The sequence below is a fragment of the Planococcus sp. FY231025 genome, from assembly GCF_052078085.1.
In the GTDB taxonomy this organism is placed as follows: domain Bacteria; phylum Bacillota; class Bacilli; order Bacillales_A; family Planococcaceae; genus Planococcus.
This window is the reverse complement of record NZ_JBQJJG010000005.1, coordinates 413,105-433,890: the sequence shown is the minus strand read 5'-3', so window position 1 is coordinate 433,890 and position 20,786 is coordinate 413,105. Positions and strand designations below refer to the sequence as shown.

At 52.2% G+C, this 20,786-nt stretch carries 21 protein-coding genes, 1 pseudogene and 1 other annotated feature; of the genes and pseudogenes, 4 read left to right on the top strand and 18 right to left on the bottom strand.

All coding sequences use genetic code 11. The features are described 5' to 3' along the window. Positions 1-39 precede the first annotated feature (39 nt). The 5 genes and pseudogenes from ACTL32_RS08490 to ACTL32_RS08470 form a co-directional block, all read right to left on the bottom strand. Entirely contained in the window at positions 40-750 is a 711-nt protein-coding gene (locus ACTL32_RS08490) for a cytochrome c biogenesis CcdA family protein (protein ID WP_441341032.1), read from the bottom strand. A gap of 313 nt (positions 751-1,063) precedes the next feature. After that, positions 1,064-1,375: a hypothetical protein gene (locus ACTL32_RS08485; protein ID WP_441341031.1), complete on the bottom strand. Its 312-nt coding sequence runs from the start codon at positions 1,373-1,375 to the stop codon at positions 1,064-1,066. A 66-nt stretch (positions 1,376-1,441) separates the two neighbouring features. After that, the gene (locus tag ACTL32_RS08480) at positions 1,442-3,220 is read right to left on the bottom strand and encodes an ABC transporter ATP-binding protein (protein WP_441341209.1); all 1,779 of its coding nucleotides are present in this window, start codon (positions 3,218-3,220) and stop codon (positions 1,442-1,444) included. Further along, positions 3,220-4,974, bottom strand: coding sequence for an ABC transporter ATP-binding protein (locus ACTL32_RS08475; protein WP_441341030.1), 1,755 nt, complete (start codon positions 4,972-4,974; stop codon positions 3,220-3,222). The genes ACTL32_RS08480 and ACTL32_RS08475 overlap by 1 nt, the downstream gene beginning before the upstream one ends. A 96-nt stretch (positions 4,975-5,070) precedes the next feature. Then, positions 5,071-6,350: pseudogene (locus ACTL32_RS08470) on the bottom strand (Y-family DNA polymerase). Between the two features lie 347 nt (positions 6,351-6,697). Here ACTL32_RS08470 and ACTL32_RS08465 point away from each other — a divergent pair. Continuing rightward, entirely contained in the window at positions 6,698-6,868 is a 171-nt protein-coding gene (locus ACTL32_RS08465; protein WP_441341029.1) for a hypothetical protein, read from the top strand. 31 nt (positions 6,869-6,899) lie between these two features. Here the strand turns inward: ACTL32_RS08465 and ACTL32_RS08460 are convergent, their stop codons facing one another. From ACTL32_RS08460 to ACTL32_RS08445, 4 genes are all read right to left on the bottom strand, one after another. After that, a complete protein-coding gene (locus ACTL32_RS08460; protein WP_441341208.1) occupies positions 6,900-7,367 on the bottom strand; it encodes a DUF2691 family protein in 468 nt (155 codons plus the stop codon). Positions 7,368-7,413: 46 nt separating this feature from the next. After that, positions 7,414-7,854 carry an NUDIX hydrolase gene (locus tag ACTL32_RS08455; protein ID WP_441341028.1) on the bottom strand — a complete coding sequence of 147 codons (441 nt, stop codon included), beginning with the start codon at positions 7,852-7,854 and terminating at the stop codon, positions 7,414-7,416. A gap of 269 nt (positions 7,855-8,123) precedes the next feature. Further along, on the bottom strand, positions 8,124-8,633 hold the full coding sequence (locus ACTL32_RS08450; protein WP_441341027.1) for a GNAT family N-acetyltransferase: 510 nt from the start codon (positions 8,631-8,633) through the stop codon (positions 8,124-8,126). A 29-nt stretch (positions 8,634-8,662) separates the two neighbouring features. Continuing rightward, positions 8,663-9,061 (bottom strand): group-specific protein, encoded by a 399-nt coding sequence (locus ACTL32_RS08445; RefSeq protein WP_441341026.1) that lies wholly within the window; start codon positions 9,059-9,061, stop codon positions 8,663-8,665. A gap of 109 nt (positions 9,062-9,170) precedes the next feature. On the opposite strand from ACTL32_RS08445, the gene moaC reads away from it, so the two are divergent. Then, positions 9,171-9,659 carry a cyclic pyranopterin monophosphate synthase MoaC gene (gene moaC / locus ACTL32_RS08440; protein WP_441341025.1) on the top strand — a complete coding sequence of 163 codons (489 nt, stop codon included), beginning with the start codon at positions 9,171-9,173 and terminating at the stop codon, positions 9,657-9,659. On the opposite strand, the gene ACTL32_RS08435 is transcribed toward moaC, so the two are convergent. From ACTL32_RS08435 to ACTL32_RS08400, 8 genes are all read right to left on the bottom strand, one after another. Then, complete coding sequence (locus tag ACTL32_RS08435; protein WP_441341024.1) at positions 9,644-10,159, bottom strand: MogA/MoaB family molybdenum cofactor biosynthesis protein; 516 nt, start codon at positions 10,157-10,159, stop codon at positions 9,644-9,646. The two genes, moaC and ACTL32_RS08435, sit on opposite strands and share 16 nt — an antisense overlap. A gap of 88 nt (positions 10,160-10,247) precedes the next feature. Then, complete coding sequence (locus ACTL32_RS08430) at positions 10,248-10,904, bottom strand: ATP-binding cassette domain-containing protein (protein WP_441341023.1); 657 nt, start codon at positions 10,902-10,904, stop codon at positions 10,248-10,250. 5 nt (positions 10,905-10,909) lie between these two features. Further along, positions 10,910-11,590 (bottom strand): molybdate ABC transporter permease subunit, encoded by a 681-nt coding sequence (gene modB / locus ACTL32_RS08425; protein ID WP_441341022.1) that lies wholly within the window; start codon positions 11,588-11,590, stop codon positions 10,910-10,912. Further along, positions 11,590-12,360 (bottom strand): molybdate ABC transporter substrate-binding protein, encoded by a 771-nt coding sequence (gene modA, locus ACTL32_RS08420; protein ID WP_441341021.1) that lies wholly within the window; start codon positions 12,358-12,360, stop codon positions 11,590-11,592. Before modA ends, modB begins: the two co-directional genes overlap by 1 nt. Before the next feature lie 434 nt (positions 12,361-12,794). Then, complete coding sequence (argH, locus tag ACTL32_RS08415; RefSeq protein WP_441341020.1) at positions 12,795-14,168, bottom strand: argininosuccinate lyase; 1,374 nt, start codon at positions 14,166-14,168, stop codon at positions 12,795-12,797. Further along, on the bottom strand, positions 14,165-15,400 hold the full coding sequence (locus ACTL32_RS08410) for an argininosuccinate synthase (protein ID WP_441341207.1): 1,236 nt from the start codon (positions 15,398-15,400) through the stop codon (positions 14,165-14,167). Before ACTL32_RS08410 ends, argH begins: the two co-directional genes overlap by 4 nt. A 124-nt stretch (positions 15,401-15,524) precedes the next feature. Next, a complete protein-coding gene (locus tag ACTL32_RS08405; RefSeq protein WP_204890522.1) occupies positions 15,525-16,088 on the bottom strand; it encodes a hypothetical protein in 564 nt (187 codons plus the stop codon). Between the two features lie 105 nt (positions 16,089-16,193). Further along, positions 16,194-17,141, bottom strand: a complete 948-nt coding sequence (locus ACTL32_RS08400; protein ID WP_441341019.1) for an MBL fold metallo-hydrolase — start codon at positions 17,139-17,141, stop codon at positions 16,194-16,196. Positions 17,142-17,260: 119 nt separating this feature from the next. Further along, positions 17,261-17,467: a binding site (T-box leader), on the top strand. Positions 17,468-17,549: 82 nt separating this feature from the next. Here ACTL32_RS08400 and proC point away from each other — a divergent pair. Together proC and namA are read left to right on the top strand one after the other, a co-directional pair. Next, on the top strand, positions 17,550-18,353 hold the full coding sequence (gene proC / locus ACTL32_RS08395; protein WP_441341018.1) for a pyrroline-5-carboxylate reductase: 804 nt from the start codon (positions 17,550-17,552) through the stop codon (positions 18,351-18,353). Between the two features lie 54 nt (positions 18,354-18,407). After that, positions 18,408-19,424 (top strand): NADPH dehydrogenase NamA, encoded by a 1,017-nt coding sequence (gene namA, locus ACTL32_RS08390; RefSeq protein WP_441341017.1) that lies wholly within the window; start codon positions 18,408-18,410, stop codon positions 19,422-19,424. A 412-nt stretch (positions 19,425-19,836) separates the two neighbouring features. Here the strand turns inward: namA and rnz are convergent, their stop codons facing one another. Next, the gene (rnz, locus tag ACTL32_RS08385) at positions 19,837-20,781 is read right to left on the bottom strand and encodes a ribonuclease Z (RefSeq protein WP_441341016.1); all 945 of its coding nucleotides are present in this window, start codon (positions 20,779-20,781) and stop codon (positions 19,837-19,839) included. Positions 20,782-20,786: the final 5 nt, after the last annotated feature.

Here is a 20,786-nt window from a genome sequence, read left to right as displayed (position 1 = left end):
TTATTAATCTTTCTTTCATTTCTCCACCTGCTCTATAAGTTAAAATCCTTGGAAGTCTCCGAAAAACGGGCTTAAGATACGTATAATATACGTCATTCCGTCGAAGAAAAGCAAGATGCCGACCCCGATCATGACGTAGCCCCCGGCTTTCATGATCTTCTGGCTGTTGCGGCGGAGCCAGCCCGTCTGTGCGACGAAGAACGATAGCACGAAGAACGGGATGCCGAAGCCGAGCACGTACGCGAGCATATACCAGATGCCCGAACTCGGATTGGTCGCAGCGAGCGCATAGATGGCCGCTGTGATCGGACCGGTGCACGGCGTCCAGCCAGCTGCAAAGGCCACCCCGATGATGAACGTACCCAGGAACCCTGATGGCCGGTTTTTGAACGAGAACTTCCGGTCCTGCATCAGGAACTTCGGCGAAAAGACGCCGATGACGATCAAACCGAAGATCACGATGAAAATCGCGCCAAGCTGGCGGATCAGATCATCGTAGCGCAAGAACCATTCATAGAAAAATGAAGTGCTGAATCCGAGGGCGATGAAGATCGATGAAAAGCCCAAAAGGAAAAATAGCGTATGGTACATGCCGCGACGCCGCATGACTTTCTTGTCGTTCTGGATTTCGTCGATCGTCATCCCGGTGATATACGACAAGAACGCTGGATATAAAGGCAGCGTACACGGGGAGATGAAACTCAAGAACCCCGCACCGAATGCCAGAAATAAATTGATATCAGTGCCCACACTTGTCACTCCCTTACTTTACTCCCCCTATCTTACCAAATATCCCAGCCCAACACCGCCCCTCTGCCTGTGACATCTTTGTGGACAAAGACGAGCCGTTACGTTTCTCAGGCCATCTAAGCCGTCCCGTGAGACATGCTTCAACGCTCCCTTTCATTTTCTGACGCGCTCTTTGCTGTTTTCTTGTTACGGTTTTGTCTTTTTTTAATAAAACCTTATGTAGTTTTCTACATGTATTTTCTCCATAGACCTTCGCTTCTGCATGTCCATTTCACGTCACCGGAGCATTTTTTTACTGCCCAAAGTATCCGGCTCAGATATTCGGCCCGTAGAGGCTGAAAAGGATCAGCGCTGCGTGCAGCACAGCTTGGAGCAAGATCACATAGCCTTCCGCCAACAGGAAGCTCTTCATGAGCCCTGCCGTTTTCTTCTGCAGGATGTAAAGGAAGACGATCAACAGGTTCGGAAGCGATGCAAACACCAGATTCACCGGTATGATCCAGTAAAGGTTATCGATAATTTCCTGGTTGGTGTGGGCCTGCGCCATGCTCATCGCCATCGCAAAGACGACGCCCGCATGGTACGGGATGAGCAGGGAATTTAATAGAATGAATGTTTTGGTCATCGGCTTCTTCCCTCTCCCTTTCCTTCAGCTATATAAAAAAGGCGGCCGAAGCCGCCTCTCCTTCATTCATTTCGCTGTTTCGACGATGCCGTTTTGGAGCAGGTACATCTTGTGGTAGAGCCCGCGATGCATCAAGAGCTGCTGGTGCGTTCCCCGTTCGACGATTTCGCCGTGGTGGAGCACCAGGATGGAGTCGGCGTCCTGGATCGTGCTGAGGCGGTGGGCGATGGCGATCGTTGTACGGCCTTGGCGCATATGCTCCAGCCCCTGCTGGATGGCTACTTCCGTTTCCGTATCGATGTTCGCCGTCGCTTCATCCAACACCAGGATTTTCGGGTCGGTGGCCATCGTACGGGCGAATGCGACCAATTGGCGCTGCCCGCTCGAGAACGTCGATCCGCGTTCGGTGACGACTTGCTGATAGCCGTCCGGCAAGGCATTGATGAATTTATCCGCCTGCACGAACTCTGCGGCTTCGCGCACTTCCTGGTCCGTCATGTTCTGGTTGTGGAGGCGGATATTGCTTTCGATGGTGCCATAGAACAGGAATGGATCCTGAAGCACCAGCCCGATTTTATTGCGCAGTTCTTGGGTCGCGTAATCTTTCACCGATTCCCCGTCGATCAGGATGTCGCCTTCGGCAAATTCATAAAAGCGCATCAGGAGGTTAATGATCGAGCTTTTGCCGCTGCCGGTGTGTCCGACGAGCGCCACGGTCTGGCCTGGAAGCGCCGTAAACGAGATGTTCTTCAGGACGTCCGTCTTGCCGTCATACGAGAACGTCACGTTGCGGAACTCGATTTCGCCTTCGCGAATCTCGCCTGCTGTGTTGTTCTGATGCGGCGCAATGTCCTTTTCATCGAGCAGCGCGAACACGCGCGACGCCGCGACGATCGCCTGCTGGAAAATCGACAGCCGCTGCATGACCTGGTTGATCGGTTCGAAAAACCGGTCGATGTAGGTGACGAACGCATAGATGACGCCGACTTCGACCGTGTTCGAGAACGACGTGATGCCGAAGTAGCTGAGGAGCATGATCAACGCGAGTGCATAGACCAAGTCGATCGCCGGGCGGAGCAACAGGCCGTCGATTTTGATGTTGCGCTTGCCCGCCTGCCAATGCTTGTCGTTGATGGCGTTGAACTCATCCTGCAGCCTCGCTTCCTGGCCGAATGCCTGGATCATGCCCATGCCCTGGACCGATTCGGAAATTTTGCCGTTGAGCTGGCCGAGCCGCTCGCGCAGGTCCTGGTAGAAGATGGAGCTGTATTTGCGGTACAGGTACATGATCCACACGAGGAGTGGCAGGAGGAGCACCGTGATCAATGCCAGTTTGACGTTCAAGAAGAACATCGCGATATAGACGCCGACGATCAGGAACGCGCTCTGCAAAAAGCCGATGAGCACGCTGACGAACATTTCCTTGATCGCTTCGGTATCATTCGTGACGCGCGACACCATGCTGCCTGCCGGCGTGCGGTCGAAATAGCGCATGCCGAGATTCTGCACTTTCGTGAACACGTCGATGCGCAGCTGCTGGATGATGATCAGCGCCGCTTCTTGGAACTTCAGTAATTGAAAATAGCTGATGATGACGTTCGATAGCTGGATGAACGCATAGCCAAGCGCCAGGCCGATGACCGGGCCGCGCGGAAATTCGCCCGGCGTCAAATAGTCATCGATGAACGTCTTGATAAGCAAGGGCCCGAGCACATCGCCGAGTACGGTGAGCACTAGTAAAAATACCGCAAATGCCAGCATTTTCTTATGCGGGGCAAGGTAGCCGAGCAGCCGCTTGAAGACGAGCCATTGGTCTTTGCCTGTAAGTTCCGGCTGTTTTTCCATCATGCCTCGCCTCCTTTCTCGACCAGTTCCTCAAGTTTCTGCAGTTCATACATTTCGTAATAACGCCCTTTTTTCCGCATCAATTCTTCGTGCGTGCCGATTTCCGCGACCGTGCCATTTTCCATGACCAGGATCTGGTGCGCATGCTGGATCGCGCTCAAGCGGTGCGATGTGATGATTGTCGTCTCGCCGGTGCGCATCTTCTTCAGCGAATCAAGGATCGCTTCTTCCGTTTTGGCATCGACCGCAGACAATGAATCGTCGAGGATCAATAGCTCCGGCTGCATCATGAGTGCCCGCGCGATCGAGATCCGCTGTTTCTGGCCGCCCGACAGCGAAACGCCGCGCTCGCCGACGACCGTGTCGTAGCCGTCGCTGAATTGGAGGATGTCTTCATGGATATGGGCAAGCTTCGCGGCCTGGTGGATTTCGTCCATGGACGCCTCCGGGCGCGCGAAGGCAATATTGCCGGCGACGGTCGCCGAGAACAGGAAATGGTCCTGCGGCACATAGCCGATCGCTTCGCGCAGCCGCTGCTTTTTATAATCGTTGATGGAAATGCCGTCATACGTGATGGTGCCTTCGTAATTGTCGAATTCCCGCAGCAAGAGCCGCAGGATGGCGGACTTGCCGGATCCGGTCTTGCCGGCGATGCCAAGCGTTTCGCCCCGTTTGATCGTGAAATGGATATCGCGGAGCGCGGCCCGTTCGTCTCCTGTAAACTGGAATTTCTCCAACGAGAACGAAATGTCGCCGGACGGGCGCCGGTCAAGTGCGCCTAATCGGTCCTCGATTTCCGGCTCCACCGCAAGCAGTCCGCGGATGCGGTCGTAGGATGCGCGCCCCCGCTCGACGATATTGAAGAGCCAGCCGAACGCGAGCATCGGCCATACGAGCAGGCCGAGGTACGCGGTGAATGCCACCAGGTCGCCGATGGTCATTTCGCCGCTGACGACGAAATAGGAACCGAAGCCGATTGCGAGCATGTAGCAGACGCCAATAATTGCGGAAATGGTCGGGTCGAAAAGCGAATCGACTTTCGCGACTTGGATGTTTTCGGCCACCACTTTTTCGGACAAGCGCATGAAATCTTCGACGTCTTCCTTTTCCTGGCCGAACGTCTTGATGACTTTCATGCCCGAGATGCTTTCCTGGGTCTTGTCGTTCAATCCCGAAAACGCTTCTTGTGCGCCGTGGAAGCGTTTGTGCATCAGTTTGCCATAGTAATTTGTCATGTACGCCATCAGCGGCAGCGGCAGCAGCACGATCAGCGTCAGTTTCCAGTTGACTGTGATCGCCATCGCCGCAATGACGAAACCGCCGGTCGCAATCGAGTCGACAAGTGTTAAGACGCCCGCCCCCGCTGTCTGCTGGACCGCCTGCAGGTCGTTTGTGGCGTGCGCCATGAGGTCCCCGACGCGGCGTTTCTGGTAGAACGCCGGCGACATCTGGGTGAAATGGCGGAACAGCTGCTCGCGCAGGTTCCGTGCCAACAGGATTGACGAACCGAAGATCATCAGCCGCCATGCATAGCGCAGCACGTACATGAGCAGCGCCGCTCCCGCGAGCACCGAAAGCCATGTAAAGAGATAGCCGGAAGTCAGTGTGCCGCGGCTGATCTCATCGACGACAAAGCCGATGATGCGCGGCGGCAGGATGCCGAGAAATGCCACGATCAGCAGCATGAAAATCCCGATGGCGTATTGCTTTTTCCGTTCGTTGAAAAACCAGCCCAGTTCTAAAAATACTCGCATTTTCTTTTCCCCTTGCTGTTCATATGTATGTAACCTTTTTTATTCTAGCAAATATCAGGAAGCAAATGGGAAAAATAATTCGACTTGTGAAATAAATCAGTCTTTTGCCGGAAACGGGCTGCCGTCCGCTTTATGGCCGCCGATCAGGCTGGCGCGTTCGACGGCAGTGCCCGCTTCGGTGTAGGAGACGGCGCGCAACACGGCGGTCGGCCCGTATTTTTGGCGCAGCTTGTCCATCGCTGCGCCGAGGCGGCGCGTCTCCCATTTCCGCTGTTCAAACAAGCTCAGCTGCATCGACGTTTCGTCCTCGAGGTTCGAAAGCGTGATCGAAAGCCGGCGCGCCGGCCGCCCGTCGTAGAACTCCGAGAGCAGTTCGCGGCACACGGCGTACAGCTTCAAGGTTTCATTGGTCGCTTCGTCCATCGTCCGCGCCCGGTTGAAGCCGCCGCCGAACGCGTGCTTGCTGTAGCCGACTGCTAGCGTCACAGTCCGCCCCGCCTTGCCGGCTGTGCGGGCGCGCATGGCCACGTCTTCCGCCATTTCGAGCAGCACCGCCGAGATTTCTTCGACGGTCGTGTAATCGCGGTACAGGATCTGCCCTTTGCCATAGCTCACCTGGCCTTCGACAAGCGGCGCCCCGAGCTCCGACAGGTCGATGCCCCACGCGTGGTGATAGAGCTGGTTGCCGACGATGCCGAACACTTCTTCGAGGCGCGAGAGCTCCGCCTGCGCCAAGTCGCCGACCGAGAAGATGCCCATGCCGTTCAAGGTGTTCTCGATGCGGGTGCCGATGCCCCACATTTTGCTGAGCGGCGCGACGGGCCATAATTTCTCCGGCACGTCGTCGAATGTCCATTTCGCAAAGCCGGTCTTTTTCGCATCCAAGTCGAGCGCAAGCTTCGCCATCAGCATTTTCGGACCCATGCCGATTGCCGACGGCAGGCAGAACTGCCGGGCGATGTCGTCCTGGATGCGGGCAATGAGCTCTTCGGCCGTCCCCCATAATTTCTCCGTGCCGCTGAGGTCGACGAAGCTCTCGTCGACGCTGTAGACATGGATGGCTTCTGTCGGTACATATTCCTCCAAAAGCCGGGTAATTTCCATCGCCACCTTCAGGAAAAACGCCATCTTCGGTTCGATCTTCTGGATGCTCGGATCATCCGGGATTTCAAACAGCCGGGTGCCCGTCCGCACGCCGAACTCCTTTTTCAGCCGGGGCGATGCCGCGAGCACAACGCTCCCCCGGTGCTCCTGGTTGCCGATGACCCGATGCAGGCCTCCATCGGGTCAAGGCCAAGGTCAATCGCTGCACAGCTCGCGTAGAAGCTGCGCATATCGAGACAGATGATCGGCCGCTGTTCCAATCCTTCATACATGGTACTCCCTCTTTTCCTGCCGTCTGCTGGTTTCTTCTCCAGCATATACGAACACTTGTTCTTAATCAATATCCGTTTTAGCGGAATCTCAAACACCGCATGGTTTTTATCACGGGGGGGGATTTCTATCAAAAAAGCCGATACTCCCGGGTTTCAGGGTGTATCGGCAAACGGATTTTCAATATGAGCTAGAGGTTTTATTTCCAGCTCGGATGCGCAGATGAATTTCCCGGCAATGCAGTTCCACGAGTCCTGTGCTAGGAATTCAAAAAACCCCTATATACTTTTGGAATCGATTGGTAAAATGGATAAAGAAAGCCCGATTCCAATCCGAAGGAGTGATGTTTATGTTTTGGTTCCTGGTTCCTTTTGTTTCGCTGATCGGCCTCGCGGCAGCAATCGACCGCAAACGGAAGAAGGCCCATAACCTTCCGCTGCAATCCACCCATCCGGACAGCCATGCTGCGAACTCGCCCAGTTTTGAATCCGGCGGGGATGATCATAGTGGAGGGGAGTGAAGGCTGCGAAACTTTTAGATCTTAAAAATTTCTACCAAACGGAAAATCTGCTCCTTGCATCATTGTCAGCCCGAATACGCTCCAAATTTCGGACCTTGTTTTCCAAAGCATTTTGATAAAGCGCTTCAAGCTTCGTTGGATCTTTTGCATAAATTATTACATAAACACTGTCTACTATTAATATTACGAATTCGCAGCTGCTGCTCTGGAACTCTTCATAAGAAGCGATATCCACTGCAGGTTCGTCTGAAGGGAATGCCTTTAAATCGGCGAATATCACATAATAATCGGATCGGCGTAAATGCTTCTGCAAAGTGAGGCCATCCAGGTTTCCAAGGGCATCATTTCCCCATTCTTCCCCGCTCCCGCCGACAATCTCAGTGCCTTCGCCAACCAGCCAATTGCAATTCGCTCCGTTGATCGGCTTTAAGATTTTCCCGAGCCAATTTCCATATTCATTGGGGATTTCAAAACTGATTCCTCTATCCAGAACATTCACCTCCAAAACATTTTTCCGCCCGGCTCGTATACCGTTTACCATCCCTTTAAAATTCTATGTAAAACGGACGCTTGCTCTCATCCAAACAATGCTCGATCCGCTGCCTGAAGTTTTTCCACGTCACCCGTTCCAACGCTTCAGGAAGAGGAAAGAAAGCCACTTCCAAGCTTTCGAAAGAAGTTCTGAATTCTCCGCCGACCGGTTTAGCCAGGAACAGCGTATTGCAGATGGACCCTTCTACATTTTGAAAAATGCCGCAGAAATCCAGCACTTCGATGTCGATCCCGGTTTCTTCTTTTGTCTCGCGGATGGCGGCCGATTTCAGCGATTCGCCTTCTTCGACCTGTCCGCCTGGCATTTCCCAGCCTCTTCGCGGCCCTTTGATCAATAGGATCTCCTGCTTGTCGTTCAGCACAATGGCGGCAGCTGAGACGATGTGTTTCGGCGGGGTAGATGCCGAATTCATTTCTTTTATTTGTCCTGCCATTACTACTCCTCCTCTGTTTTCAGCATCAAATAAATTATTCGTAGGATCATTTCCACACTTCATCCAATTTATCGAAATAGAATGCGATCGCTCTTTTATAAGATAAGTTTTCCGGTTAATAGTCGGTTTATTTGGAATAAATAAATCATATCATAACTTGGTAGTCCGGTTAGATGATGTTGGAAAGGCGATAGAATGATAAAAGGAAGGACCACTCCAACTAGCGGCCCTTCCTTTTCACCTGTTCGCATCAACTTGTTGGTTTCCATTCATCTTAGCATGCGCCTATACCGGAGTGAGCGATAGCCCTCCTCTTCACTCGTCCCGTAAGCCGGGCGTTCTTCCTGCAAATCAAAACCGACGGCTTCGTAGAAGGGAATTCCCATGGCATTCCCTTTGGCGATGGAGACCCATTGTTCCTTGGCGCCGCGCCGGACCTGGTCCTCCGTGATTACTGCCAAGAGCTTGCTCCCGATGCCTTCCCTTTTCCGGTCAGGCGCCAAATACAGCACGAACAGTTCCGCCGTTTCTTCTCCGGTCATTCCGCCGCCTCCTGCCCCGACCACTTGCCCGCCGTCCACCACAATGAACCAGCCGGTCCATTCCCTGCCGGTATTGCTGACTTCTTTGGCAATCCGTTTCCCGTTATAGAATTCCTCAATGATTGCTTCAATCCGCTCTTCCGGAAGCAGCCCTGGGTAGGTTTTCCGGTAGCCGTCGGAACAGACCTTGCGGATGCCGTGCACATCATCCGGCACGGCTTTTCTGATCTCGATCATCGGTCGTTTCCTCCCGCATATTGAATTCTTCATTGGAATACTTCTGCCGCCCTGCATACCGCCCGGATCAATTTCTCTGAGCTCCCGGCAACGATCTCCACTTCGGGCAGATGATAGAACGTGCTCGTCAGTCCGATGTCGTAGACCGCCTCATCCGGCGAATGGAGGAACACTTTTCTGCCGGCAGCGAGAGCCATCCCCATTTCGATATGGCTGCCTTTGCCGGCCGGCAGCAGGATGATGACAATATCCGAACCCATCACCGCGCGCTTCTCGAGTGAACCGATCCGCTCCAGATCGGCCAGATCGGAAGTCCTTCCGTTAACGGTCCAATCATATGTTTGGACAAATCCATGATTTTTTAATTCCTGGCTTATGTATCTAACATTTTCTACATTTTTAAAACTTGAGGCAACGTAAAACTTCATAGTCTTTCTCCTCCCCTCATGAAATCCGTGTTCAATGCCCCGCCATTGGTATCTACTCCTCGATACTTCCTGATATACTTGTTCATAAGAACCGGAAAGGATGATTCTCATGTCTGAACTGACACACTTTAATGAACAAGGGCGGGCCAAAATGGTCGACGTTTCCGAAAAAACTGAAACGGTCCGGACCGCGCGCGCGAAAACCGCTGTTTTATTGAACAAAGCCATCTACGATCAAATCAAAGAAGGCACAAATAAAAAAGGCGATGTGTTCGCAGTGGCGCAAGTCGCCGGCATCATGGCTGCGAAAAACACGGCACAAATCATCCCGATGTGCCATCCGCTCGCCCTCAGCGGCGTCGATATCAGATTCGAATGGAATATCGACGAAGCGGACTCCCATTACGAAGTGCTCATTTATGCGACGGTTAAAACCAAAGGCCCGACCGGCGTTGAAATGGAAGCGTTGACGGCAGCATCAGCCGTAGCATTGACCATTTACGATATGTGCAAGGCGGCCGGCAAGGAAATGGTCATCGGACCGACGATGCTGCTCCAAAAAACCGGCGGCAAATCGGGCGATTATGAACGTGACTGACGGTGTTTTCCCAATTCAAATGTGATGTGGAGGAGCTCCGGCAAGATGAGCCGTTCCATCGCAAGCTTCACCGCTCCGCGCGATCCGGGCAGGACAAAGATGGCTTTATCATGGGCCACCCCTGCCGCAGCGCGGCTTAGGAGCGCCCTTGTGCCGATGTCTTCCGTAAAACTCAAATACCGGAAAATTTCGCCGAATCCCGAGATTTCTTTTTCAAATAGAGGTTCGACCGCTTCAATTGATACATCCCTCTTTGCGATGCCTGTGCCGCCCGTCAAAATGATCGCATCGAGTTCATGATCCCCGAGCCATGCCAAAACCGCTTCTTTTATATCCGCTTGATCATCTTTCACAATCTGGTAGCGGGCCACTTCCATTCCTTTAGCCAAGGCCAACTCTTTTACCAAAGCACCGCCGCTGTCGGTCTCGGGAGTACGCGTATCACTGACGGTCAATACTGCTATGCGGATGGTCCGATCCAATTCAAATGCCTCAGACATATAGATTCCCCTTTCTCTCATTCAATCAAATAATTAATGAAACATCCTTCTGCAACCTTCCGTCTGCCGGAATAAAACAAAAACATCTCTATTTGAGAAGAGATGTTCGCACTGGTGCCTGTTCCTTCATCTCGCCTTTTTCAATTCGGACGATGCGATGAGCGAGTTCTTCGGCATCCGCAATCCGGTGGGTTACCAAGATCACCGGAATCTGCCAAAGTTCATGTATCCTGAACAGTTCCTGATGGCAACGGCTCCGAGTGTCATCATCCAGTGCTGAAAACGGTTCGTCCAAAAGCAGAATGTCCGGCTTTGCGGCAAGAGCCCGGGTTAATGCAACCCGCTGTTTTTCCCCGCCAGATATCTGGTGCGGGTATTTGTGGAGCAGATCCCGGATGCCGAGAAGCCCGGTCAGTTCACTGACATGGGACAGATCGGCGTTTTTGGATAAGCTCAAGAGAATATTTTTTTCTGCAGTGAAATGTGGAAATAAGGCGTAATCTTGAAACAGATACCCGACTTTGCGCTTTTGGATTTTCAAGGGTTTCTCCCCTTGCCGGTAAAAGACCTGGCCGTTCAGGGATATCTCACCGTTGTCCGGCTGAGAAATGCCGGCAATGCAATTGAGCAGCGTCGTTTTCCCCGACCCCGAAGAACCGATCAACGCCATTATTTCCTTATCCAGCGCAAAACTCGTTTTCAGTTCAAACTGATCCAGTTGCTTGCTGAAGTTTACATTCAACATGGCTTCTACTCCCTTCCAAGCCGGACTTCGTTCTTTTTCTTCCAGTAATTCAACCAAGAAATTCCTGCTAACCCCAGAGACGAGATGACAATCACCCAGAACCAGGCTTTTTCCATTTGCCCGGCTTCATAAGCAAAATAGATGGCAAGCGGCACGGTTTCCGTTTGTCCTGGGATGTACCCGGCAATCATTAGCGTTGCGCCGAACTCGCCTATTCCTCTTGCAAATGACAAGATTAGACCAGCAAAAATCCCCGGCCAGGCAAGCGGAAATGTGATGGTCCGGAAAATGCGCCATTCAGACATGCCCAGTGTCCGTGCAACATTTTCCCAGCGAGGGTCCACTTTTTCAAAAGCAGCAAGCGTGCTTTGGTACATCAAAGGCACAGACACGATAAACGAAGCGATGACAGCACCCACCCAAGTAAATACGATACGGACGCCAAACCATTCCTCTAACAGACTTCCGAGAGGTCCATTGATTCCAAATAAAAAAATGAGGCCGAAACCGATGACCGTCGGAGGCAAGACAAGCGGCAGCAATATCAACGCTTCCACGAAGCTCTTACCGAAGAAAATCCTTCTACTCATAAAACGTGCCAAAAAAAGGCTGAAGAAAAACACGAAAAGAGTGGAAATCAGAGCCACTTTCAACGATAAAGCAAATGGCGATAAGTCATATGGCATCAGTCTAGCTCTCCTTTACCGACAAAGAATCCATAGTCCTCCAGCAGTTTCTGCCCTTTACTGCCGGTCAGATAGTCCAGAAACAGTTCAGCTGCTTCCTTATTTTTAGCGCCTTGCATGATGCCGGCCGGATAAACGATGTCCACTCCATCCTGCGGCAAGTCCACCGTCGTTTTGATGCCCGAAGAGCGTTGGGCATCAGATGAATAAACAATGCCCATCTCAGCATTTCCACTTTCAACGTAACTCACTACTTGGCGGGCATCTTTGGCGAAAATCAGGCGGCCTTCAAGATTGTCCCATAATCCAAGCTCTTCTAGTGCCTCTTTCGTATAAGAGCCGACCGGCACACTTTCCGGTTCTCCAACTGCAATCACTCCGCTCGATCCCGCAAGCGTTTCTATCGGGTCCTGCTCCGAAAGTTCTCCAGCTGATGCGAGCACCAGGCGGTTCTCGGCAAAATCGCGGATATCTTCTTTATATACCAATTCTTCTTCCTGCAGAATCTCCATGTCTTTCGCGCTCGCCGACAAAAACAGATCCACAGGTGCCCCCTGCTGAATCTGATTTCTGAGGTTTCCAGAAGAGCCGAAGTTGAAGGCAATGTCCACTTCAGGATGCGTTTCTTCAAATTCTTTTTCGGCAGCGTCCATGACATCTTTCAAACTGGACGCTGCAGAAATAAAGAGTTCGCTGCTGTCATCTGCCGATGTCTTTCCACAGGCAGCAAGCAGTCCAAAAGCCATGAGCAGTGGCATTATTTTTTTCATTCGCAACCCATCTCCTTTATTTCAAGAAAGCCGCTTTCAATGTCTTTGTTCCTGACACGGAAAACGGCTCCTTCTCCCATCGTTCAGAACAGCCCCTTGTCTGCAATAAAACCAGAAGGCGGCGGCTATTGAATTGCCTAGATCCATTGGGGCAGGAATCCCCTCCGTATAAATCGAAGATTCCTCCAATTGCATTACGACAAGAATACCGTTTTTACGAGGCAAGCGTCAAATCAGTTGAGCTTCATTTCTAGCAGTTCAGTGGAATGCCTGCGGGCTCTGCGCGGCAAGGATGATCAACTGGCAGGCCTGAAATGATGCCGGAGCAGAGATTCGCAAACAAAAAACCGGTATTCCTAAGGGGGATAGGAATACCGGTCAAAGGGGTCGCCGGAAGCGGGTACCAAGCGCTTCGGCTTTATAGATGGACTTGTTCACCCGATGAGTTGCTTGGCAAGTCCCAATTGGTGATTCACTTGTTCAAAACCTGTGCCGCCGAGCGAATTCCGGCGCTTCACTGCTGTTTTCGGCTCAAGGGTTACGTAAATGTCTTCCCCGATCAGCGGACTTGCATCCTGCAAATCCGAAAGCGGCAGATCCTTCAGGTAATACCCGCGCTGGATGCAGGTAAATACCAGTTTTCCGGTCACGTCATGCGCTTCGCGGAACGGCATGCCTTTAGCAGCCAGGTAATCAGCAAGTTCCGTAGCATTGGAGAAATCCGAATGTACGGCGCGTTCCATTGAATCGGTGCGGACATTCATGGTCCGGACCATCCCTTCAAAGATCGGCAGCGAGCCCATCAGGGTATGGACCGTATCGAACATGCCTTCCTTGTCTTCCTGCATGTCTTTATTATAAGCAAGCGGCAGGCCTTTGAGCGTCGTCAGCAACCCGAAAAGATTGCCGTAGACGCGCCCTGTCTTGCCTCGGATCAATTCCGCCATATCGGGATTCTTCTTCTGCGGCATGATGCTCGAGCCAGTCGAGAAGGTGTCGTCGAGTTCGATGAAACGGAACTCTTCGCTCGACCAAAGAATGATTTCTTCGGCAAAGCGCGACATGTGCATCATGAGCATCGAAGCATTGCTGAGGAATTCAATAATAAAATCACGGTCGCTGACAGCGTCCAGGCTGTTCTGGTAGACGCCTGAAAAACCGAGGAACCCGGCAGCCATTTCCCGGTCGATCGGGAACGTGGTGCCTGACATCGCGCCTGCGCCAAGCGGCGACAGGTCGATCCGTTTCAGCGACTCTGTCAAGCGCTCTTTGTCGCGCTGGAGCATCCAGAAATACGTCAGCAGGTGATGGCCGAAGGAAATCGGCTGGGCTCTTTGCAGATGGGTATAACCCGGCACCACAGTTTCAATATGGGCTTCCGCTTGATCGACAATTGCCGACTGGAAAGCGGACACTGCTTCTATGATTTCATTTACCCGGTTTTTCAAATATAAATGCATATCAGTCGCAACTTGGTCATTCCGGCTTCTTGCTGTGTGCAGTTTGCCGCCGACCGGTCCGATTTCATCGATTAAATGCTTTTCCAAGTTCAAGTGGATGTCTTCATTCGAAACATTGAATTCCAGATCCCCCGCCTGCGCTTTCACCTTCAGCGTCTCCAGGCCGGAGAGGATCAGTTGGGCATCGTCCTGGGAAATGATCTCACAGGCAGCGAGCATTTTGACATGCGCAGTGCTGCCTTCAAGATCTTCCATGACGAGCTTTTGGTCAAAAGATATCGAAGCGCCGAATTCATCGACCCACTGTTCGGCCGATTTCTGGAAACGGCCTCCCCACAGTTTGGTCATGCTTTCACCTTCTCTTTCACTTGTTCCGTGACGGCGACTTCTTTCTTGTTGACCATTGCATTGACGACTGTCGGAAGGCCCCATAATTCAATGAAACCGACAGCAGATTCGTGATTGAATGTGTCGTCTGTCGAATACGTTGCCAACTGCTCGCTGTACAGCGAATTCGGTGATTTACGCCCTTCTGTGATGGCATGCCCTTTGAACAGTTTCACACGGACCGTACCATTGACGAATTCCTGCGTTTCTTTCAGGAATGCCTCAAGCGCGACACGCAGCGGTGAGAACCATAGGCCTTCGTAGATGATTTCCGTCATTTTCTTTTCGATGACCGGTTTGAAATGGGCCATTTCTTTGACCAATGTGATGTCTTCAAGCTCCTTATGCGCTGCAATCAATGTCATCGCAGCAGGCGCTTCATAAATTTCACGTGATTTGATGCCGACCAAACGGTTCTCGACATGGTCGATTCTTCCGACGCCGTGCTTGCCAGCGATGTGGTTCAATTCAAAGATCAGTTGCGTCAACTTGTACGGCACGCCGTTCAATGCGACCGGCACCCCTTTGACGAATTCGATTTCGACAATGTCCGGCGTATCCGGCGTATTTTCAAGCGCTGACGTCAGCTCATAGGCATCCGCCGGCGGGGTTGCCCAAGGATCTTCCAGAATGCCGCATTCGTTCGCACGTCCCCAAAGGTTCATGTCGATCGAGAATGGGCTGTCGAGATTGACCGGGATCGGGACATTGTGTTCTTTGGCATACGCGATTTCCTCGTCACGCGACCAGCCCCACTGGCGAACCGGCGCCACGACTTCAAGCGCTGGATTCAATGACTTGATCGAAACTTCAAAACGCACCTGGTCATTCCCTTTTCCTGTACAGCCATGCGCAACAGCAGTCGAGCCGGTTTCTTCGGCAATTTCAACCAGTTTTTTCGAAATCAACGGACGCGACAGCGCGGACACCAACGGGTACTTCCCTTCATATAATGTATGGGCTTGTAATGAAATAAGTGCATACTCTTCCGCAAATTCATCTCTCGCATCGATCATGTAACTTTCCACTGCGCCCACCTGAAGCGCTTTTTGTTTGATGAACTCCAAGTCTTTTCCTTCGCCGATGTCAAGGCATACCGCCACGACGTCATAGCCTTCCGCTTTCAGCCATGGAATTGCCACCGATGTATCAAGTCCCCCAGAGTAAGCCAGTACGATTTTTTTATTCAATATGAAAACCTCCAATGTATTTTTATGCATTATCTGATATGAATATTCATATAATAGCATGGAATATTTATTAGTGCAAGTGAATATGCCTCTAAAATTGCAATAAAAAAAAGCAGCCGCAGCTGCTTTACTCTTTACCTATTGTATATTCATGTGTATCAAGATCGATTTTCACTTCAGACATCTTGCCGTTTTCCATATTCGAGAACAGGAATCCGATTTTATTGTCGCGCACGATCGGCTGGCCGAGCATCAGCAATCGGGACAATTGCTCTTTGTTGATGAATGAAAGAAGGGCGTCCGACTGCGATTTCGATTCTGCGTCTGTCAGAATGGAGAGCGACTCCGCTTCCGCTTCCATCGGGAAGCTCTGCTCAAGCGGCCCCATGTAATCGACATTCACTTTCATGCCGGTCCGGATGTCGCCGATGACGGCGTCCGTTTGTTCAGTGCCATTGTCAAAGTTGATTTTCAAGTCTTCCGGGATGGCGAAATAGATATTGTTCACGAGAATCTTATCGGTGGTCACTTGTGTGATGAATCCCTCTTCGGTCATTTCCTGCTGCTGTTCCGCAGCCACTTCCTGCTCCGGTTCTTTTGCAGGCTCTTCTGCCGCTGGCTTTGCTTCTTTATCATCAGAACATGCTGCCAAAAGGAGCAGGCTTGCTAACATCAATCCAAATTTCTTCAAAAGTATTCATTCCTTTTCATCGTAATCAGAGTTGTGCCGGCATTTTTAGAAAAGTCCAACGAGTTCATTTTAACCGCTCCGGCTGCATCATGCAATAGCTGAAGGTTAAGCTTTCGTATAATAGAAGATTCCGATGTCCGACAGGCGCTCCAGGATCAGCCCGTCTTCAAGCAGGTAGTCGATTTGACCGATGGTTTCCGACAGCGTCAGCCCCAGCTCTTTCTCATAGGCATGCGGGAAAAGCTGCCGGGTCAAATCATAGACCGTCCCTTCCCGGCCGTCCAATAGATCGAGCACTTTCATCGCGCGCAGGTGCTGCTTTTCGAGCCGCTGCGTGATCAGTTCATGGACATTGCGCACTTCTTCGCCATGCCCGCTGTAGATGACATCGATGGGCATCTTGAGCAGCCGGCCGAGCGAGGCATTGTATTGGAGCAGGGATTTCGGCCGGCCTTCAGCCGGATCGAACGGCGGCTCGATCAGCGGATTGGAACTGACCTTGGCGATGACATGGTCGCCGCCGATCATTTCCCGGCTTTCTTCATTCCAGAAGGACAGATGGCTTTGAGCGTGGCCCAGCGTTTCCATCACGCCCCATTCCGGATGGCCCGGCAGCACGTCGCCTTCGTTGATGGTCATGTCCAAAGGACGGTCTCCGAGAAGGTTCAACGGCCGTTTCATCTTTTTGACCCAGAACCACAGCTCTTCGGGTACGCCTTCCTCTTGGAGGCGCTCGAGATAAAAAGCGTCATGGTAATCGAAGAATGCCTGGTCGCGGCGCAGCCACAGGTCGTTATAGGGATGGCCATAAAGCTTGGCATTTTCAAAGCCGTCCACCCATCCTGCATGGTCGGGATGATGATGGGTCAGGACGACTTGTTCAATATCTTCCGGCCTGACGTTCGCTTCCTTCAAACCGGCTTTCAGCGCCAGCCACGCTTTCGGTGTTTTCGGCCCGGCGTCGATCAGCGTCAATGCATCGCCTTTGATCAGATACGAATTGACATCGCCTACCGCAAAAGGTGTTGGAATAATAATTTTATGTAAACCCACGTTACCATCTCCTCTAAACTGAATGACTATTCATCTATCATACATCGAAACGGCCGGCCCGTCACCTCCAGCACCATTTGACAAAGGCGCGGAAAACCGCCTATAATGCATGTACATATGAACAAGCTGCGATAAAGGCCAGTACAGAAGGTGATGGTGCCCAGAGAATGCGCTCCTGCTGAAATGCGCATCCCCGCTCCCTTCTCGAACCTGCTTTTGAGCTGCCGTGCAAAACACGGCCGTTTTTCCGCGTTATGGAAATCGAGAAGTGCCGGCAACGGCAAACTTAGGTGGTACCGCGGAAACCAAGCGTTTTCGTCCTTGCAATGCAGGGACGAATGCGCTTTTTTTATTGCATTTCGAATCATTGACAAAAGCCATTCTATAGAAGAAAAGGAAGTGCTGAAGATGAATATTGTATGTGTAGGAGCAGGTTCCATGGCGGAATCGATGATCCATGGCTGGATCAACAAACGCATCATAAAAGCGGAGAATATTGCGGTGATGAACAAATCAGACCTGGAACGGCTGGAAAGCCTGAAGGACGAATACGGGGTCAATATTGTCCAGAAGGAGCGCGTCGAATTGCGCGATGCCGATTTTATCCTTTTGGCGATGAAACCGAAAGATGTTGAAGCGGCGCTGACGGACATCAAAGACAATCTGTCCGGCAATGCGGTGATTTTGTCGGTCGTCGCCGGCGTGTCCATTGAGACGATCCAGCGCCACGTCGGAAACTTGCCGGTCGCGCGCGCCATGCCGAATACTTCGGCGAAAGTCGGCAAATCGGCGACCGGCGTTGCCTGGAGCAAATGGGTGACGCTTGAGCAGCAGCACGACCTGCGGAACCTCCTTTCCTCGATCGGCAGTGTGACGGTCGTCGATGAATCGCAATTGGACGCAGTGACAGCCGTCGCTGGCAGCGGCCCGGCGTATATCTATTATTTCGCAGAAGCAATGACCGAAGCGGCCGTCGCTAACGGGCTTTCCCTTGCAGATGCCAAAAGGCTCGTGCGCCAGACGTTTGCAGGCGCATCCGACATGCTGCAGCAAGAGGACTTTGCGGTGCTCCGCAAAAAAGTGACGAGCCCCAACGGGACGACTGCAGCCGGAATTGCGGCGCTTGAGCGCAACGATTTCAAAGGCATCATCGGCGAATGTGTGAAAGATGCCGCTTCCCGCTCGCAAGCCTTGGGACGGGAATTCAAATAAAGCCTTCTGCTATACTGGAACATAGTGATTCAGCATTCAGAGGAGGCATTTGGAGTGGCAAAATTATTTGAACCGTTTACCATTAAAGACACTACATTCAAGAACCGGATCGTGATGGCACCGATGTGCATGTACCAAAGCGACCAGGAAGACGGACATGTCCGGGATTGGCACCGCGTCCATTATCCGGCGCGTGCGGTCGGCCAGGTCGGTCTGATCATCATCGAGGCAACAGCTGTCCAGCCGGTCGGCCGCATCTCGGCACAGGACCTCGGCATCTGGGACGATGCCCATATCGACGGATTGGCCGACATCGTCCGCTTGATGAAGCAGCACGGCGCGAAAACCGGCATCCAATTGGCGCATGCCGGCCGGAAAGCGACCGTCGAAGGACCGATCCAGGCACCGAGCGCGATCGCGTTCAACGACAAGTACCAGACACCGGTCGAAATGAGCCAGGATGAAATCAAGGAGACCGTCCAGGCATTCAAAGAAGGCGCCGTCCGCGCTAAAAAAGCGGGCTTTGACGTCATCGAAATCCACGCGGCCCACGGCTATCTGATCAACCAATTCCTTTCCCCGCTGACGAACAAGCGGACCGACGAATACGGCGGCTCTTCGGAAAACCGCTACCGCCTCCTCCGAGAAGTGATCGATGCGATCAATGAAGTTTGGGACGGCCCTCTTTTTGTGCGCATTTCAGCACACGACTACGCGGAAGGCGGCATGGATCCGGAACAATACGTGGAAATGGCGCAATGTATGAAAGCGCAGGGCGTCGACTTGATCGATGTCAGTTCCGGCGCTGTGGTTCCTGCACAGATCCAGGTGTTCCCGGGGTATCAGGTGCCATTTGCCGAAACCATCAAGCACCGCACTCCGATCGCAACCGGAGCAGTCGGCCTGATCACAAGCTCGCTCCATGCAGAAGAAATCCTGCAGAACAACCGCGCAGACATGATTTTCCTGGCACGTGAGCTGCTCCGCGACCCTTACTGGGCTTATACAGCTTCCCGGGAACTTGGCGCGTCTATCGATGTACCGGAGCCGTATACACGCGGGTGGGTATAAGTCAGTTGCAAAACGTCCGGAATTTAGTATACTTAAAGTAACGTAAAAAAACCGAATGCAGGCGCATTCGGCCAGCTGCATGCCGCGCAAGAGCGGTTGGCTGGAATCTTGGCTTTTGAAATAACCGTCATTCCTCACCACAAGGGACGGTTATTTTTTTTTATTGACGATCAAGATCATGGAAACGACCAGCGTCAAGGCGCTGATGGTAACCCCGATGCTCGTAAAGACGAGTCCGAATGATTCTGCAATTGTCATATCACCACCCCCTTTCCCGGGAATGGCCAAACCGTCCTCATGCAGCTGTACCTTTATTTTATCATATATCGAACATATGTTCTATTATTTATATAAAGAATTTCAAATATTACCTAAAAAAAGCCATCTTTTTAGATGGCTTTCCAATTTCTTCTTATTTTTTCTTGATTTCGCGTGTCTGGTGATGCCATTCGAATTCCATGAAGTCCCTGGCGATAAACGCAGACGAATGGACTTCTTTCACTTGGCCCAACAACCGCTTTTCATCTTCCGGCAAAAACCGGGCGCTGATGTGGTTGAAGATCACGCTTTTTGCGCCGGCAAGGCTTGCGGTGCGCGCCGCGTCGAGGAACGTCGAATGCCCATAGTCCGTCGCCAATTTCTGCGTCTCCGCATCGAACGTCGCTTCGTGGACAATGACGTCCGCATCGCGGCTGAGCCGGATGGCGGCTTCCGAAAACCTCGTATCGCCCAATATGGCTACCGTGAAACCCGGTTCCCCTTTTTCCGTCACTTCGGAACTTTTCACCACGGTTCCATCGCTGAGCATTATGTCTTCCCCATTTTTCAGCTTGGCGAGAAGCGGCCCTTTCGGCACGCCGAGTGCGGTGGCTTTCTCGATCAAAAGCTTCGGCGGAAGGGGTTTCTGCTGGATGCGGTAGCCCCAGCACGGAATGGCGTGGTCGAGTTCGGCCGTTTCCACTGTCATCCCTTCGTCTTCGAACAGGATGCCTTCGCGTTGCTCAAAATAATTGATGCGGTATGTCAGGTGGGTCCGGCTCAGACGCAGGACCGTTTCGACATATTCCTGAAGCCCCGGCGGCCCGTAAAGATCGATGGCTTCGTCGCCGCCCAGAAACGAGCGGGACCCCAACAAGCCGGGCAGCCCGAAAATATGGTCGCCGTGCATATGCGTAATAAAGATCTTCTCGATTTTGCGTAATTTCACCGAGGTGTGCAAAATCTGGTGCTGGGCGGCTTCGCCGCAATCAAACAGCCAGACAGTGCCGCGCTCCTCGAGCAGTTTCAAGGCAAGCGAGCTGGTATGGCGCATTTTGGATGGCATGCCCGCACCTGTGCCCAGAAATAATAGCTGCATAATTC

What these genes read in the sequence shown, in the direction of transcription:
- ACTL32_RS08450 (WP_441341027.1), bottom strand. Translation starts at nt 8,633, where the DNA reads ATGATCGAGATCAGAAAAGCCGTGCCGGATGATGTGCACGGCATCCGC.
- ACTL32_RS08475 (WP_441341030.1), bottom strand. Translation starts at nt 4,974, where the DNA reads ATGCGAGTATTTTTAGAACTGGGCTGGTTTTTCAACGAACGGAAAAAG.
- ACTL32_RS08485 (WP_441341031.1), bottom strand. Translation starts at nt 1,375, where the DNA reads ATGACCAAAACATTCATTCTATTAAATTCCCTGCTCATCCCGTACCAT.
- ACTL32_RS08465 (WP_441341029.1), top strand. Translation starts at nt 6,698, where the DNA reads ATGTTTTGGTTCCTGGTTCCTTTTGTTTCGCTGATCGGCCTCGCGGCA.
- ACTL32_RS08445 (WP_441341026.1), bottom strand. Translation starts at nt 9,061, where the DNA reads ATGAAGTTTTACGTTGCCTCAAGTTTTAAAAATGTAGAAAATGTTAGA.
- ACTL32_RS08455 (WP_441341028.1), bottom strand. Translation starts at nt 7,854, where the DNA reads ATGGCAGGACAAATAAAAGAAATGAATTCGGCATCTACCCCGCCGAAA.
- moaC (WP_441341025.1), top strand. Translation starts at nt 9,171, where the DNA reads ATGTCTGAACTGACACACTTTAATGAACAAGGGCGGGCCAAAATGGTC.
- rnz (WP_441341016.1), bottom strand. Translation starts at nt 20,781, where the DNA reads ATGCAGCTATTATTTCTGGGCACAGGTGCGGGCATGCCATCCAAAATG.
- ACTL32_RS08480 (WP_441341209.1), bottom strand. Translation starts at nt 3,220, where the DNA reads ATGGAAAAACAGCCGGAACTTACAGGCAAAGACCAATGGCTCGTCTTC.
- modA (WP_441341021.1), bottom strand. Translation starts at nt 12,360, where the DNA reads ATGAAAAAAATAATGCCACTGCTCATGGCTTTTGGACTGCTTGCTGCC.
- modB (WP_441341022.1), bottom strand. Translation starts at nt 11,590, where the DNA reads ATGCCATATGACTTATCGCCATTTGCTTTATCGTTGAAAGTGGCTCTG.
- ACTL32_RS08435 (WP_441341024.1), bottom strand. Translation starts at nt 10,159, where the DNA reads ATGTCTGAGGCATTTGAATTGGATCGGACCATCCGCATAGCAGTATTG.
- ACTL32_RS08430 (WP_441341023.1), bottom strand. Translation starts at nt 10,904, where the DNA reads ATGTTGAATGTAAACTTCAGCAAGCAACTGGATCAGTTTGAACTGAAA.
- argH (WP_441341020.1), bottom strand. Translation starts at nt 14,168, where the DNA reads ATGACCAAACTGTGGGGAGGCCGTTTCCAGAAATCGGCCGAACAGTGG.
- proC (WP_441341018.1), top strand. Translation starts at nt 17,550, where the DNA reads ATGAATATTGTATGTGTAGGAGCAGGTTCCATGGCGGAATCGATGATC.